Annotated in this window: 13 protein-coding genes, 1 tRNA gene and 1 pseudogene; 5 read left to right on the top strand and 10 right to left on the bottom strand. The window is 68.9% G+C overall.

The genetic code is table 11. The features are described 5' to 3' along the window. Window positions 1-66 precede the first annotated feature (66 nt). From SSP08S_RS56490 to SSP08S_RS35460, 5 genes are all read right to left on the bottom strand, one after another. The gene (locus tag SSP08S_RS56490; protein WP_019072390.1) at window positions 67-423 is read right to left on the bottom strand and encodes a hypothetical protein; all 357 of its coding nucleotides are present in this window, start codon (window positions 421-423) and stop codon (window positions 67-69) included. A 58-nt stretch (window positions 424-481) separates the two neighbouring features. Then, entirely contained in the window at window positions 482-922 is a 441-nt protein-coding gene (locus SSP08S_RS35470) for a hypothetical protein (RefSeq protein ID WP_019072389.1), read from the bottom strand. A 344-nt stretch (window positions 923-1,266) separates the two neighbouring features. Then, entirely contained in the window at window positions 1,267-3,363 is a 2,097-nt protein-coding gene (locus tag SSP08S_RS35465; RefSeq protein ID WP_019072388.1) for a hypothetical protein, read from the bottom strand. Then, window positions 3,360-4,241, bottom strand: a complete 882-nt coding sequence (locus SSP08S_RS59825; RefSeq protein ID WP_078532619.1) for a bifunctional DNA primase/polymerase — start codon at window positions 4,239-4,241, stop codon at window positions 3,360-3,362. Before SSP08S_RS59825 ends, SSP08S_RS35465 begins: the two co-directional genes overlap by 4 nt. A gap of 265 nt (window positions 4,242-4,506) precedes the next feature. Then, entirely contained in the window at window positions 4,507-4,713 is a 207-nt protein-coding gene (locus SSP08S_RS35460; RefSeq protein WP_026179109.1) for a helix-turn-helix transcriptional regulator, read from the bottom strand. 159 nt (window positions 4,714-4,872) lie between these two features. On the opposite strand from SSP08S_RS35460, the gene SSP08S_RS58375 reads away from it, so the two are divergent. Both SSP08S_RS58375 and SSP08S_RS56480 read left to right on the top strand, forming a co-directional pair. Next, a complete protein-coding gene (locus tag SSP08S_RS58375) occupies window positions 4,873-5,574 on the top strand; it encodes a helix-turn-helix domain-containing protein (RefSeq protein WP_158697256.1) in 702 nt (233 codons plus the stop codon). Then, entirely contained in the window at window positions 5,567-6,766 is a 1,200-nt protein-coding gene (locus SSP08S_RS56480) for a tyrosine-type recombinase/integrase (RefSeq protein ID WP_019072385.1), read from the top strand. Before SSP08S_RS58375 ends, SSP08S_RS56480 begins: the two co-directional genes overlap by 8 nt. Before the next feature lie 97 nt (window positions 6,767-6,863). Here the strand turns inward: SSP08S_RS56480 and SSP08S_RS35445 are convergent. After that, a tRNA-Thr gene (locus SSP08S_RS35445) sits at window positions 6,864-6,937 on the bottom strand. Window positions 6,938-7,172: 235 nt separating this feature from the next. Here SSP08S_RS35445 and SSP08S_RS35440 point away from each other — a divergent pair. From SSP08S_RS35440 to SSP08S_RS35430, 3 genes are all read left to right on the top strand, one after another. Beyond that, window positions 7,173-8,309 carry an ABC transporter ATP-binding protein gene (locus SSP08S_RS35440; protein WP_019072384.1) on the top strand — a complete coding sequence of 379 codons (1,137 nt, stop codon included), beginning with the start codon at window positions 7,173-7,175 and terminating at the stop codon, window positions 8,307-8,309. Between the two features lie 229 nt (window positions 8,310-8,538). Next, a complete protein-coding gene (locus SSP08S_RS35435) occupies window positions 8,539-8,994 on the top strand; it encodes a hypothetical protein (protein WP_026179108.1) in 456 nt (151 codons plus the stop codon). Window positions 8,995-9,090: 96 nt separating this feature from the next. Continuing rightward, window positions 9,091-9,822, top strand: a complete 732-nt coding sequence (locus SSP08S_RS35430) for a nucleotidyltransferase family protein (RefSeq protein ID WP_019072382.1) — start codon at window positions 9,091-9,093, stop codon at window positions 9,820-9,822. 166 nt (window positions 9,823-9,988) lie between these two features. Here SSP08S_RS35430 and SSP08S_RS35425 read toward each other — a convergent pair whose 3' ends face one another. The 4 genes and pseudogenes from SSP08S_RS35425 to cysS all read right to left on the bottom strand — a co-directional run bounded on the left by SSP08S_RS35425 (window position 9,989) and on the right by cysS (window position 14,421). Beyond that, complete coding sequence (locus SSP08S_RS35425; protein ID WP_078532618.1) at window positions 9,989-11,626, bottom strand: DoxX family protein; 1,638 nt, start codon at window positions 11,624-11,626, stop codon at window positions 9,989-9,991. 140 nt (window positions 11,627-11,766) lie between these two features. Further along, window positions 11,767-11,874 (bottom strand): annotated as a pseudogene (locus SSP08S_RS59820) (TrmH family RNA methyltransferase); the annotation flags it as partial. A gap of 82 nt (window positions 11,875-11,956) precedes the next feature. Continuing rightward, window positions 11,957-12,901: a 23S rRNA (guanosine(2251)-2'-O)-methyltransferase RlmB gene (gene rlmB / locus SSP08S_RS35420; protein WP_019072380.1), complete on the bottom strand. Its 945-nt coding sequence runs from the start codon at window positions 12,899-12,901 to the stop codon at window positions 11,957-11,959. 119 nt (window positions 12,902-13,020) lie between these two features. Continuing rightward, window positions 13,021-14,421 (bottom strand): cysteine--tRNA ligase, encoded by a 1,401-nt coding sequence (cysS, locus tag SSP08S_RS35415; protein ID WP_019072379.1) that lies wholly within the window; start codon window positions 14,419-14,421, stop codon window positions 13,021-13,023. Window positions 14,422-14,510: the final 89 nt, after the last annotated feature.

The raw sequence follows: 14,510 nt of genomic DNA, 5'->3' as shown, positions 1-14,510 counted from the left end.
TTGAAGGTCTGGGATGCTGCCGGGTGGCCGGCCCCGTCACCCGCGGGGCCGGCCGTAGTGCGCGGGTCAGGCGTCGCAGGTGCAGGAGCTGCCGGGGAAGTTCTCGCCGGGCACCGCGTCGTGCAGTGAGCAGTTGGTGTCGAGCCGCTCGTTGAGCGCGGTCTCGTCGGCGGCCTGCGTCAGGCTCGCGGCGATCGCACGGGCTTCGTCCGGGGTGAAGACGAGGGTCTCCTCGCCGGTCTCGATGGTCACGAAGTAGCCGCTGTAGTGCCCGGCGTTGGCGCTGCCCTGGGTGCTCTTGATCTGGATGCGGTCGTTGAAGGGGCCGTCGTGGGTGGTGGTGAGCGGCAGGCGGTTACGGGGCTTGGTCGTGGTGTCGGTGGTCCATGGGTCGTTCTGCGGGGTGATGGTCTGCTCGGTCATGGTCGTTCTCCTTCGGTGGGCGGGTTGGCCGGCCGCCTGGTGACGGCCGGAAGTCTGGTCAGGCCGCGATCGTCTTGGCCTTGCCGTAGCGCTGGATCCCGTGGCCGTGCGCCGGGTCGGCGGCGTTGAGTTGGCGGATCAGCTCGCCGCAGTACGCGTCCCACGCTTCCGAGGTGCGCAGCCACTGCTCGGTGTCGGTGCTGGCCGGCGTACGGTCCTGCTCCGCTTCCTTCCATCCGGCCAGCCACTCGCCGCCGGTGTAGATGCGCCACGCGCGGTCTGGGTCGGGGTCTTTGGCGGCCTCGGGTTTGTAGCCGCGTTCCCAGCCGATCAGGGGTGTGGCGAGGGGCTTGACGAGGGCGTCCCAGGCGCATCCGCCGCACATGGTGTCTGCGGGGCGTACGAACTGGCAGAGCGCGGTGACGAGTTGAGCGAGGGCGCGGAGCCGGTGGTCGGCGGTGAGCGCGCGGTCGTATTCGGTGTGCTGCGGGGTGCTCATGTCGGTCTCCTGTGGCGTGTTTCACCTACGGGGTGCTGTGCTGCGTCGAAAAGCGGTAGCACCGGTAGCGGCCGGTGGTGGTTCTCAGGTCAAGGGCTGGTTCTGCTGCTACCGGTTTGGGCTTCAAACCGGTAGCTGACCGGTAGCGGGAACCGGTAGCAGCGGCGGTAACCGGTAGCGCGCTACCGTTCTCGGTCGCCGCTGCTACCGGTCGGCTACCGCTTCCGGTTCCGCGCTGGTAGCGGGGCGGCTGTGGTCTGATCTGCTGCGATGCGCCCTGTCCGTCTGCTGCTACCGCTGCTACCGCTCTTCTCGGGGATAGGGCGCACCTACGGTGGAATGCATTACGCGCTCTCTCCGGTGATCCGGTCGGCTCGGACATGGAGCACCCGGCGGCTTCTGCCCGCGATCCTCCGTACGACGGTGGGCCTGCCGTCTTCGCTGTTGGAAGCAAGGTGGCCGCCTTCCTTGAGCCGCTTGTGGATGGTGACTTTCGTGGTCGCCAATGGCTCGGCAGCCCGTCCGGCATGGTCGCGAGCCACTTCGTACGCCACGTCCGGGTGCAGGAGGACGTCTCCGGTAGCGGATAGCCAACCGAGGCATTTGCCCTTGGCTCGGTAGGCCGACTGGTAGCCCCCCGACGGGTACGGCTCCCAGCCCCACCGCTCCGGCTCCTCGGGCTCACGCCCGGTCTCCTGGTCGGCCAAGTGCACGGCACCCGACACCAGCGCGGAGGCCAGCGCCCGCAGGTAGATCTCGGCGACAGCCATGCCCTTGGCGTAGGCGGTCTGTTCCGCAGCCACTTGAAGAAGGGCCGTCTTCACCTTGTCCATCTGCGCCGTCGCCTCGTCGCCCGTGAAAGCGCCGACGGTGACCGCATAGGTGAGGAACTCGCGGTACCCCGTCAACAGGCCGGCCGTCGCCTCGGGGACACGGGCGTGACCGGCGGAGGCTTGGGCCAGTTCGGCGCGGCGCTCGGCGATCTGCTCGCGCAGCCGGTCGGCGTACTCGGCGTCCGCATCGAGGAGGCCTGCGAGGTGGCGTACGAAGCCGGCCATCGCGAGTTCGTACACGCCATTCGCCGCGCGCCGCTGGGCCTCGGTCAGCTTGGTGACGTCGATGGCTCCGGCATCGACCGTGGTGACCGTCAGCCTGGCGCGCAGGGATTCGCCGGGCGGCACGTCCTCGCCGGTCGCCGCGATCTGCGCCTTTGGGGGACGCTCGGGGCGGCGGGTTCCGTCCGGGCGTAGCCGTCCTCGTCCAGCGCTGTTCGCCGCCCCGCGGAAGATCCGGTCGGCTGCGGTGGCCAGTCGGCGGGGGTCGTCTGCGGACTGCGGCGCGTAGTCGTCGATGACCAGCAGGACATTCGCAAGCTGGTTGGCGATGGATTCCAGCGCGTTGCCCGTGAAGTTCCAGTTCGCCGGGAAGTGCCGGGCATCGAGGCATCGCCCGAAGTGCTGGAGCACCGTGGCGGAGGCCGCGCTTTTAAGTGATCCGCTGGGCCCTACTACGTACGCGCTGGTTTCCGGTAGCAGCGGTAGCGGCGCGCGGTAGGCGGCTCCGAGCAGGGGTGCGGTGATGGTCAGCGGCGCCATGTCCAGCAGTGCCATGGACGCGCGGACGGCCGTGGCCAGCGACTCGGCGCCCACCTCGGACGGGTCGCGCAAGGCGTACATGTTCAAGTTTTCGGTGCCCAGGTCGACGGTGACGGACGTGTCCAGGCCGGCCGCGCCCAGGGCACCGGAGGCGGTGAGGAATCTCCAGGTGCCGTCGATGTCCGCACGCCATCCGGTGTGGGCGTAGGTGGTCTGGCTGTCCCACTGGTCGTTGCCGAAGTACTGCGCGGCTGTGGCGACATGGGCCTCGTCGCGGGACATGGGCGTGATGACGGCTGAGGCGCCGATTGCCTGGGCGGCCCAACGTCGGGCCATGGGCAGTCGTTCGGCGGGAACCTCGACCTCGACCGAGTGTCCGCCGGGCCGTGTTACTCGGATCTTGATGAGTGTGGTGATCTCGGCACCGTCGTCCCGGATCACCTGCGCCACGACCTCGGGGACGAAGCGGGCGAGGAGCATCTGCCCGCCGTCTGGAGTGGCCAGGTACAGACAGCCGTTCTCGGAGGTGTACGGGCAGTCTGAGCGGACCGCGGTCCTGATCTGGGTGACGCGCTGCTTTTTGGCCTCGGAGGCGAGGGACCGCCAGTCACCGGCACCGAGGAGCTTCGCGTCGACGATCGCCTTGCGGTACCGCTGCAACTCGATTTCGCCCCGGCCGGCCAGCCACGCCACCAACTCGCCGATGCGGTCGAGCCGCTTGTCGTGTTCCAGGTCGGTGAACTCTGCAATGACTTCCTCGGGGGTGCCGAAAGGGCACTGATCAAGCTGGTCAACGTCAATGCCGTTGTCCTGGAGGAACTCGCGGGCCTGCTCGTCGGTACTCATGCGCTGTTCCTCACAGGTGCATTTCGGGCGCTGTTGACGGTGCGTTCAGCGGCATGTTCGGGGTGACCGAGGGAGACGGCAGCATCAACTAGGGCGCGGCTGATGGAGTCGGCATCGACGCCGGTCTCGTAGGCCCGACAGGCCGCCCAATACAGGCGGTTGTTCAGCTCGTTCTCGCCCGCCTCCAACACGAACTTGATCAGGCTGACCAGGGCCGCGCCCCGGCGAGGACCGGGCAGGTAGACCGGTGCCCGTCGGACCGGAGGCGGGGGCAGCATCAGGGCGAGCAGCGCATCCGGAAGTTGGGCAGCTGGGCGCCGGTCAACGAACCGGTAAATGCCCTTCGGAGTCCAGGACCCAGGGCCGACGAGGAATCCGCCGTATCCCCTGACGTCGACGCCTGGACCGAGTTTGCTCGCACTGTTCCGCACCGGAGCGCCGGCCGGACCGATGAACCAACGATGTTCGCCGCCGGACGGGGTGGCGATGATGGTCGTCTCGGGCACGGTGAAAACATGCTGCTCGGCAAGAGCGGCGAGGGAGACGACGCCATCCACACCGTTCTTACGGTCGAGGTCGACACCAAGAAGAGGCTCATAACCCCGCCCGCAGGCGATCCCATATCCGCAAGCGTGGGGGGCTGCGTCGAAGAGTTCGTCGAGTTGCTTCGGGTCGGTCGTCGCGTCGTGGACGCCGTGACCGAGCCGCCCACAAGTTCCACGGCACGGTGGTGTACCCGGCGGATCGTCGCGGTGTGGAGAGCGGATCGCGGGCAGCTTGGCGCTGCCGATGGGGAAGACGTGCAGGCCGTGTTGGGCTGCCTGGTGTGCGCTCTCGATGGCGCACAGCCAGGCCCTTCGGGTGGACCGGTTACTCACGCGTTCCCCCCGCCTCGACGCCCTCGTCTGGCGGGCTGGAGGTCATAGCGGCTCCCGCAGGGGGCACGCACGATGCCGAGGTGAATATGGCGGTGCCATCCCTCGCACTTCGGGCAGCGGCCGGTGAACTCGATGCGCCCCCGCGTCGAGAGAACGATGGGTCGTACGACAGGCAGAGGCGGTACCGTGGACTCAGTCCCGCCACCGAAGAGGACTTCTTGCTGAGACCCGCCGGTCAGCCCCCGGCGGGTCTTCGCGTTGGTGGTCATGCTGCGGCGCCTCCGGCCTTGACGGTCTGGGCGCACAGCCACGCCTCGATGGCACTGCGGCGGTACTTGATGCGCCCACCTTTGCCAGGGGTCTGCTTGATGTAGTCGGGCCCGATGCCCGTCCACCGCCAGTTGGCCAGCGTCTGCTGGCTGAACCCGTAGTCCTCGTGCACCTCGCGGGGCGTGAGCAGAGGGTCTTGCATGGTCTTCTCCCGTGTGGCCTTTTCAGCCTTACCGGTCATCATCATCACCCTTTCAGTGTTCACAATGAACACTGTTATGGGTACAGTGAACACGTGGCAGAGACGAAGGTAGCACCCCAGGGAGAGAAATGGACACTCATGCGCCATACGCTGTTGCTCATGACCGACGAGAAGCGCCGACCGCGCCCCGCAGCCCAGTACGGACCAGTCGCACAGGCCGTGGCCAGGAACGTTGAGCGGATCCGGAAGATCCGCAACATGACGATCTACTCGCTGTCGGGCGAGCTCGATAAGGTCGGCCGGCCGATCGCCCCGTCGGCTATTGCCAAGATCGAGCGGCAGCAACGACAGGTGACGGTGGACGACTTGGTGGCTCTCGCGGTCGCCCTCAACACGGCCCCGATCGCGTTGCTCCTGCCGTCCGTATGGGGTGACTCACCGATCGAGTTGACCAGCGAACGGCGTCTCGCCGCGCGGACCGCGTGGCGGTGGGTCCGCGGGCTCTCGCCGGCCAGCGATTACGGCGTTAATCCCGCCGAGGTCGTCGTCGGTTCGGACGACGATGAGTGGGAGGACGAACTCGACCGGAAGTACTGGCAGCTGCGGCAGGACTACGACGCCGTGACGCTACCGCCCGAACTCCGGCGAGTGCGTCAGCATCCAGCAAGTCGCGACGCGGACGCCGTGACCTTGCAGACCGAGCGGCTCATTCGCATGGCCGGCGGCAAGGCCGGTGACGATGCGTTCGAAGACCAGCTGGCGCGAGCGCGAGGCGCAGTCGATCGCCTCGCGACGGAGCTGGAGCGGCTGTCCGAGGAGCGGACTCTGAGGCGATCACAAGCAGGGGGCTCAGGTGGCTAGGGTCTGGATCGAAGATCGCGCCAACCACGCCGACTACCAGCAGGCCGTGGAGAAGTGGCAAGCGGCCAAGAAGGAAGGTGGCAAGCGCCAGCCTCCAGGCAGGTGGCGTGTCCGCTGGTACGGCCCAGATGGCAAGCCGAAGGCCAAGACGTTCGGGAAGTTGCCGCAGGCCGAAGCTGAGAAGGATGCGATCACAGCCCGCCTCGACAAGGGCGTGTACCGGGACCCGAAGTCGGGGAAGGCGCCCGTCAAGGTCGTCGCCGAGGAGTGGTTCACGGCGAAGCGGAAGATCGGCCGAACCACCAGGCGCGACTACCGCGACCTGCTCGACAACTACGTGATCCCGCGCTGGGGCGACTGGCAGATCGCAGCGATCCAGTGGGAGGACGTCTCCGCCTGGATCACCGACTTGGAGACGAAGCCAGGGAAGTCGGGGAAGCAGTTGGGTGCGGCCCGCATCATCAAGGCGTATCGGGTGCTGTCCATGGTGATGAAGCACGCGATCTTTTCCAAGCGCATCGCCGCCAGCCCGTGCCACGACCATGAACTCCCTCGGCCGGACGACGAGGACGAGCACATCTATCTGACCTACGACCAGCTGGAACGGCTGGCGTTGGCAGCAGATGAGTACCGGCTCCTGATCCTGGTCCTGGGGTACAGCGGAATCCGGTGGGCGGAGGCGTCGGCGGTGAAGGCCGGCCGTCTGTCCGTGCCGCAGCGCCGCATGCGCATCACACAGAACTACACCGACGTGCGTGGGGAGTTGGCGCTCGGTCCGGTGAAGAACCACGAGAAGCGCTCGGTGCCGCTCCCCCGGTCGTTCGCCGACGAGCTAGGCACGCTGGCCGTCGGCAAGGGCAAGGAAGATCTGTTGTTCACCGCGCCCGAGGGCGGCCCGCTTCGCTACGCCAACTTCCGCTCCCGGGTGTTCGATCCCGCGGTGAAGGCGGCCGGCCTCGACGGGATGGGCATCACTCCGCACAAGCTGCGACACACAGCCGCATCTCTGGCAATCGCCGCAGGAGCGGACGTCAAGGTCATTCAGCTCATGCTCGGACACAAGGACGCAAGCATGACCTTGAACATCTACGGCCACCTGTTCCCGGACCGCCTCGACGAGGTAGCCGACGCGCTCGACGCGGGCCGAAAGGTCGCACTGGCTCTCGCGGATGCGTCGCTCACCAACGTATAGCGATCAAAGCAGCGTGTACTAAATGCGTATGGGGCCTGGTCAGTGATCTTGACCGGGCCCCATCGCATACCGGCCTTGACCAGCATGTTCCTCGTTGAGCCCCCTGTCGGATTCGAACCGACGACCTACGCATTACAAGTGCGTTGCTCTGGCCAACTGAGCTAAGGAGGCCTGCACGGGTGCGAGGCGCCTGTGGGGCGTGCGCGATCACGTGCCTGGTGCAGTGTACCCAGGTCCCCGAGCCGCCCTGTCGAAAATTTCCGCGAAGTTCACATGCCCTCGGGTACTGACAGACCGGGCAAACGCCAGGTACCGTCCGTACCCAGTTCACTCGTGTGGACTACACCACCACCTTCCTACAACGGATCGTCCGGCACGTTCCTGCCGGTAGAAGGGGGCCTTCACCATGGCCACTGTTTCGTTCGACAAGGCGACCCGGATCTACCCGGGCACCGAGAAGCCCGCCGTCGATGGTCTGGAGATCGAGGTCGGGGACGGCGAGTTCCTCGTCCTCGTCGGTCCGTCCGGCTGTGGCAAGTCCACCTCGCTCCGCATGCTCGCGGGGCTCGAGGACGTCAACGCCGGCGCCATCCGCATCGGTGACCGCGACGTCACGCACCTGCCGCCGAAGGACCGGGACATCGCCATGGTGTTCCAGAACTACGCGCTGTACCCGCACATGACCGTCGCCGACAACATGGGCTTCGCGCTCAAGATCGCCGGCGTCAACAAGGCCGAGATCCGCCAGAAGGTCGAGGACGCGGCGAAGATCCTCGACCTCACCGAGTACCTCGGCCGCAAGCCGAAGGCGCTCTCCGGCGGTCAGCGCCAGCGTGTCGCGATGGGCCGCGCGATCGTCCGCGAGCCCCAGGTCTTCCTCATGGACGAGCCGCTGTCGAACCTCGACGCCAAGCTCCGCGTCTCGACCCGTACGCAGATCGCCTCGCTGCAGCGCCGCCTCGGCATCACCACCGTCTACGTCACCCACGACCAGGTCGAGGCCATGACGATGGGCGACCGGGTGGCCGTACTCAAGGACGGTCTGCTCCAGCAGGTCGACAGCCCCCGCAACATGTACGACCGCCCCGCGAACCTCTTCGTCGCCGGCTTCATCGGCTCCCCGGCCATGAACCTGGTCGAGGTCCCGATCACCGACGGCGGTGTGAAGTTCGGCAACTCGGTCGTCCCCGTCAACCGCGAGGCGCTCAAGGCCGCCACCGACAAGGGTGACCGCACGGTCACCGTCGGCGTACGCCCCGAGCACTTCGACATCGACGAGCACAACGGCGAGGCCGCGAAGTCCCTCACCAAGGACTCCGAGGACGCTCCGGCCGGTCTCGCGGTCTCCGTGAACGTCGTGGAGGAGCTGGGCGCCGACGGTTTCGTCTACGGCAGCGCCAAGGTCGGCGACGACCTGAAGGACCTGGTCGTGCGCGTCAGCGGCCGTTCGGTGCCGGAGAAGGGCGCCACCCTGCACGTGGTGCCGCGTCCGGACGAGATCCACGTGTTCTCGACCTCGACGGGCGAGCGCCTCACCGACTGATCGGACGTTCGCAGGAAGGGCCTCGCGGTGACCGCGGGGCCCTTTCCCGTTTCCGGTCCGCTCCGGCCGACCCATCAACCGGCCTGTGGACCGATATGACAAATACCCTGGCAGACCCGTCATTTCGAGCAGCGTTCGTCAACGCCCTACCCAATTCGAGGCACCAATCCATCCCCCGAATTGGTGACTAAATGTCGCCAAATCATCACCGGGCGCTACCCTCACACGCGTGAAGCACTCCAATAACCAACAGCCGCGACGCGGCCGGGGCCCCGCCCGTCGGGTCGGCCGCACCCTCGCCCTCGTCCTGCCCGTCATGATGGTGCTCTCCGGGACCCTCGCGGTCACCCGGGTCAACTGGTCGGGCAGCCCCTCCAGTTCGATGCTCACCGCGACGGACGTCACGGCGGCCGGAGCCTCCTCGCGGGCCGCCGCACGCGCCCCGCAGGACGTCCTGCGCGACCAGCTCATGACCGAGCTCCAGGACAAGAACCCAGGCGTCGTCCTGACCCACCTCCAGGAGGCGGTGAACGGCCACCCGTCGCTCGCCACGCACTGCACCTCCATCGCCCGCGCACTGGGCCGCGCAGCGGTCCGTATCTACGGCGCCGCACGCGCCCAGTCCTACGCCCGCCCCGTGTGCGACACCGCGTTCGCCTCCGGGGTCATGGCCGCGCACAGCTGACCGGAGCCGGCGCCCGGAGTAGGAGGTCGGTAACGGCTGATTAAGGAACGGTTGCAGCCGAAAGATGCGGTGGGGCCGCCACGTACAGTTCTGGTCATGACCGATCCGAACGCCGCGTCGCGCCCCACCCAAGCCGTGATCCTGGCCGGTGGCCAGGGATCCCGGCTGCGCCCCTACACCGACGACCGGCCCAAGCCGATGGTCGAGATCCCGGGCACCGGGACGCCGATCATCGGCCATCAGCTCGTCTGGCTCGCCGAAGAGGGCGTGACCGACGTCGTCGTCAGCTGCGGGCACCTCGCCGAGGTGCTGCAGGACTGGCTGAAAACAGCCGATCTGCCCGTGAACGTGACCACGGTCGTCGAGACGGAGCCGCTGGGCCGCGGCGGCGGCCTCAAGTACGCCGCCGCGCATCTGCCCCGCCCGGACAGCCCCTGGTACGCCACCAACGGCGACATCTGGACCCGCTTCTCGCTGCGCGACATGGCGGACTTCCACACCGAGCGCGACGCCGTCGCCACGATCGCGCTGGCCCGGCCGCGGATCCCCTGGGGGGCCGTGCAGACCGACGACTTCGGGCGGGTCACGGACTTCATCGAGTCGCCGCCGACGCAGTACGCGATCAATGCGGGGGTGTACGTCTTCTCGCCCGAGTTCGCGGAGTTGTTGCCGGAGCGGGGGGATCACGAGCGGACGACTTTTCCGCACCTCGCGCGTGAGTTGCGGCTGGCCGGGTTCCCGATTCCGCAGGGGGCGTACTGGCGGGCCATCGACACTGCGAAGGACCTCAGGGAAGCCGCCAAGGAGCTTGCTGCGCTAGGTCGTTGAGTGCGGGCCGGTGGGGGCTGGTCGCGCAACTCCCCGCGCCCCCAATAGGGCGCCCCGGTCGACGTACGTCGAGAAGGGCCCGCACGGATTCGTGCGGGCCCTTCTCGTGTGCCGGAGTATCAGCCGGTGGACGGCGACTGCGTCAACAAGCCGCCCACCGGCCCAGCTACCCCAACAGGCCGCCCACCAGGCCCGGCTGGCCGGAGGAGGACGAACCCCCGGTGCTGGAGCCGCCGCTTGAGCCGGTGCCGCCGGTCGTGCCGCCGCCCGACGTGGGGCCGGAGGTCGTACTGGGGGCCTGGCCGGCCGGGGAGGACTGCTGGGGCTGGGTGTGGCCCGCGGTGCCCTGGGTCTGGCTGGGGGCGCCGCCGGTGGCCGTACCGGTCGAGGAGTGGGTCGCGCCCGGGCTCGTCGCGGCGTGCGACGGGCTGGCCGAAGTGGGCTGCCGGGACGGCGAGTTGACCGCCGAGGGGCTGCTGCCGCGGCTCTTGGTCGGTTCACCGGGGAGCGGGGCGCCGGGCAGTTCGTTGCGCGGGGCCTCGCCGGGGCCGGGGACGACCACGCGGCTGGAGTCGCGCACCGCGCCGCCGAGCAGCGAGCCGATGAGCAGGGTGAGGCCGATGGCGACCGCCGTGACCAGGGCGCCGCGGCGCAGGACGTAGCGGCGCAGTTCCCAGATGTCGGCGCGGGGGCCGAGGCGGCGCCAGGCGCTGCCCGCGAGGCGGCCGTCGACGGAGTAGACGGGGGCGCCGGCGATGATCAGCGGGGACCAGGCGGCGAGGTAGATGATGTCGGGGGCGTCGTAGGCGGGAACGGTCTTCCAGCTGACGGTGACGATGAGCGCGGCGGAGAGCAGCGCGCCGCCGACCGCCGCGACCCGCTGCCAGAGGCCGAGGATCGTCAGGACGCCCACGACGACCTGGGCGAAGGCGATGACGAGCCCGGAGCCGACGGGGTGCTGGAGCGCGAACTGCCGTAGTGGCTCGGCGACTTCCCAGGGATGCAGGGTGTTGAGCCACTTCACCATGGAGCCGCGTTTGCCGCCGTCGAAGTAGACGGGGTCGCACAGCTTGCCCATGCCGGCGTAGATGGAGATGAAGCCGAGGAAGATGCGCAGCGGGAGCAGGACGACGCCGAGGTTCATCCGGCGGCCCGGGTAATAGGCGTGCCGTACCGGGTCGTTGGGGTGCCGTCCGGTACGCCGCTCGCGCTCGCCGTCCGCCTCGAAGTCCTCGAACTCCCCGTCCGCGTAGGCGGGTTCGTCGTAGGCGCTGCCCACGGTCCGCATCTGCGGCAGGAGTCGGTTCTCGCCGGTGTCGTGGGCGTGGCCGCGCTGGGCGCCGACGATGGGGGTCTCGAGGGTCTGCGCGGTCAGGTCGCCGTCGTGGTCGCCGCCGTAACCGCCGTCCGCGATACGGGGGATGACCTGCGTGGCGCCCGCGTCGCCGGCCGGCTGCTCGCCGTGGCGGACGCCGCTGCCCCGCACGGCCTGGAGGAGCCGGTGGGCGCCGGTGTCGTCCGGGGCGGACCGACCGCTCCAGACGACGGGCCTACGGCGCGCGGCACCGGCCGCGGGCATCCGGGCGGTGTCCTCGGCGGTGCTCAACTGCCGTGCGAGGCGCGGGTTTTGGGTGCGCGTCGAGGCGCCCAGCTGCACGCGGAAACTCGCATGGTTGACGATGACCTGGGCCGGATCGCTCGGCACCTTCACCATGCTCAGCGCGGGAGCGTCGTCCAATCCGGACTGGAATCCGGACGAGCGGTCCCCCGTGGGTGTGCGGGGTGTTCTGGTGTCCACACTCATCTAACCGAGTGACGTGTGTTTAGGACACTGCTTTGACTTGCCGGATGTGTCCGGACAGCGTCAAGCTCGCCCTCGACCGCCAGATTGCCCCGAGTGGGTGACCGCGCCGAACATCCGTACAGCCGGAACTCGGCTACGACTCAGCTACGGCGCCGAGCCGCCTCGTAGAGCACGATCCCCGCCGCGACCCCCGCGTTCAACGACTCCGCGCCACCCGGCATCGGAATCCGTACCCGGTAGTCGCAGGACCCCTCTCGTCTGCCGCCCTCGCAGCTTCGCGCTTCGGGACGGCTGCGCCGGCCCGACCTACGGGCACTGCGCCAACCGCCGTCAGGACCGTCGCCGAGCCGCCTCGTACAGGACGATCCCGGCCGCCACCCCCGCGTTCAACGACTCCGCGCCACCCGGCATCGGAATCCGCACCCGGTAGTCGCACGTCTCGCCGACGAGGCGGGAGAGGCCCTTGCCCTCGCTGCCGACGACGATGACGACCGGGCCCTCCAGGGCGGGGAGTTCGCCGATTCCGGCCTCGCCGTCGGCGGCCAGGCCGACGATCGCGATGCCGGCCTTCTTGTACGCCTCCAGGGCGCGGGTCAGGTTCGTGGCGCGGGCGACGGGCGTACGGGCCGCCGTACCGGCCGACGTCTTCCAGGCACCGGCGGTCATGCCGGCCGCGCGCCGCTCGGGGACGAGGACGCCGTGGCCGCCGAACGCGGAGACCGAGCGGACGATCGCGCCGAGGTTGCGCGGGTCGGTCACCCCGTCGAGGGCGACGATCAGCGGGTCCTCGCCCTTGTCGTAGGCCGCGTTGGCGAGGTCCTCGGCGTGCGCGTACTCGTACGGCGGGACCTGGAGGACCAGGCCCTGGTGGTTGAGGCCGTTGGTCATGCGGTCCAGCTCGGGGCGCGGGGCCTCCATGAGGTGGACGCCACCGCGCTCGGCGACCAGCTGGAGCGCCTCGCGCACCCGCTCGTCGTTGTCGATGAACTGCTGGACATAGAGCGTGACCGCCGGAACGCCCTCGCGCAGCGCCTCCACGACCGGGTTGCGGCCGACGACCATCTCGGACGTGCCCTTGCCGCCACGCCCGCGCGCGACCGGCGCGCGCCGCTGGACCTGCTTGGCCTTGGCGTTGGCGATGCGGTTCTTCTTGTGGCCCTTGCGTGCCTCGGCGGGCGGGGTCGGACCCTTGCCTTCCAGGCCCCGGCGCCGCTGGCCGCCACTGCCGACCTGCGCGCCCTTCTTGCCGGACATGCGGCGGTTGTTGGCTGCCATGACCTACCTGTCTGTGCGATGCGATGAGTGTGAATGAGTACGAATGAATACGTGCGTCTATGCAGTGTGCCGCCCGGAGGGCCGGGCGGCACAGTCGATCTTCGTTGACCGGGACGGGTTCAGCGTGGGCCGAGAGTCCAGCGCGGGCCCTGCGGGCCGTCCTCGATGACCAGCCCGGACTGGTTGAGCTGGTCACGGATGGCGTCCGCGGTGCCCCAGTCCTTACGGCCCCGGGCGGCCTCGCGCTGGTCGAGGACCATGCGGACCAGGGTGTCGACCACGCCGTGCAGATCCTCGCCGCGGTCGGTCTCGCCCGCCCACTGCGGGTCCAGCGGGTCGAGCCCGAGGACGCCGAGCATGGCGCGCACCTCGGCGAGGCGGGCCACGGCGGCTTCCTTGTCGTCGGCCGCAAGCGCCGAATTCCCCTGCCGAACCGTCGTGTGTACGACGGCCAGGGCCTGCGGCACGCCCAGGTCGTCGTCCATCGCCTCGGCGAACGCCGGCGGCACCTCGGCCGCGGGCTCGACGACTCCCCCGGCCTTCTCCACGACCCGCTGCACGAAGCCCTCGATCCGCGCGAACGCGGACTCGGCCTCGCGCAGGGCCTCCTCGCTGTACTCGATCATCGAGCGGTAGTGCGGAGTGCCGAGGTAGTAGCGGAGCACGATCGGCCGCCACACCTTGACCATCTCGCTGACCAGCACGCTGTTGCCGAGCGACTTCGACATCTTCTCGCCGCTCATGGTGACCCAGGCGTTGTGCACCCAGTACTGCGCGAAGTCGTCGCCGTAGGCCTTCGCCTGGGCGATCTCGTTCTCGTGGTGCGGGAAGATCAGGTCGAGGCCGCCGCCGTGGATGTCGAAGGCCGGGCCCAGGTACTTGTGCGCCATCGCCGAGCACTCCAGGTGCCAGCCCGGCCGGCCGCGACCCCACGGGGTCTCCCAGTCGGGCTCGCCCGGCTTGGTCGCCTTCCACATCGCGAAGTCGCGCGGGTCGCGCTTGCCGGTGATGCCTTCCTCGGCGGGCTGGCGCAGGTCGTCGATGTCCTGGTTCGACAGCTGCAAGTAGTCCGGGTACGACCGCACGTCGAAGTAGACGCTGCCGTCCGCCTCGTAGGCGTACCCGCGCTCGATCAGCCCGCGCATCATCTCGATCATCTCGGGCACATGGCCGGTCGCCCGCGGTTCGTACGTCGGCGGGAGGCAGCCGAGTGCCTGGTAGCCGTCGTTGAACGCGCGCTCGTTCTCGTAGCCGATCGCCCACCAAGGGCGGCCCTGGTCACGGGACTTGGCGATGATCTTGTCGTCGATGTCGGTGACGTTGCGGATGAACGTGACGTCGTAGCCGCGGTGTTCGAACCAGCGGCGCAGGATGTCGAAGTTCAGGCCCGAGCGGATGTGGCCGATGTGCGGGGCGGCCTGCACGGTGGCACCACACAGGTAGATCGAGACACAGCCCGCTGTGAGCGGGGTGAAGTCGCGAATCTGCCGGGTGCTGGTGTCGTACAGGCGAATGGTCACGGTACAAGGGTAGTGGGCGTGGGGCTGTGCATCCGACGGTTGGGTCGAATGTTGTCCGCGGGCCGGTGGGGGCTGGTCGCGCCCCGCGG

Origin of the sequence: Streptomyces hokutonensis (assembly GCF_000376565.1) — a bacterium.
Taxonomy (GTDB): Bacteria; Actinomycetota; Actinomycetes; order Streptomycetales; family Streptomycetaceae; genus Streptomyces; species Streptomyces hokutonensis.
The sequence above is the reverse complement of the archived record's forward strand: the minus strand, read 5'-3'. Positions and strand labels throughout refer to the sequence as shown.

Bases quoted from the DNA above. Each gene is read 5' to 3' on its own strand.
- SSP08S_RS35470 (WP_019072389.1), bottom strand. From the start codon at position 922: ATGAGCACCCCGCAGCACACCGAATACGACCGCGCGCTCACCGCCGAC.
- SSP08S_RS58375 (WP_158697256.1), top strand. From the start codon at position 4,873: ATGACCGACGAGAAGCGCCGACCGCGCCCCGCAGCCCAGTACGGACCA.
- SSP08S_RS35430 (WP_019072382.1), top strand. From the start codon at position 9,091: ATGACCGATCCGAACGCCGCGTCGCGCCCCACCCAAGCCGTGATCCTG.
- SSP08S_RS35465 (WP_019072388.1), bottom strand. From the start codon at position 3,363: ATGAGTACCGACGAGCAGGCCCGCGAGTTCCTCCAGGACAACGGCATT.
- rlmB (WP_019072380.1), bottom strand. From the start codon at position 12,901: ATGGCAGCCAACAACCGCCGCATGTCCGGCAAGAAGGGCGCGCAGGTC.
- SSP08S_RS35425 (WP_078532618.1), bottom strand. From the start codon at position 11,626: ATGAGTGTGGACACCAGAACACCCCGCACACCCACGGGGGACCGCTCG.
- SSP08S_RS35460 (WP_026179109.1), bottom strand. From the start codon at position 4,713: ATGCAAGACCCTCTGCTCACGCCCCGCGAGGTGCACGAGGACTACGGG.
- SSP08S_RS56490 (WP_019072390.1), bottom strand. From the start codon at position 423: ATGACCGAGCAGACCATCACCCCGCAGAACGACCCATGGACCACCGAC.
- SSP08S_RS35440 (WP_019072384.1), top strand. From the start codon at position 7,173: ATGGCCACTGTTTCGTTCGACAAGGCGACCCGGATCTACCCGGGCACC.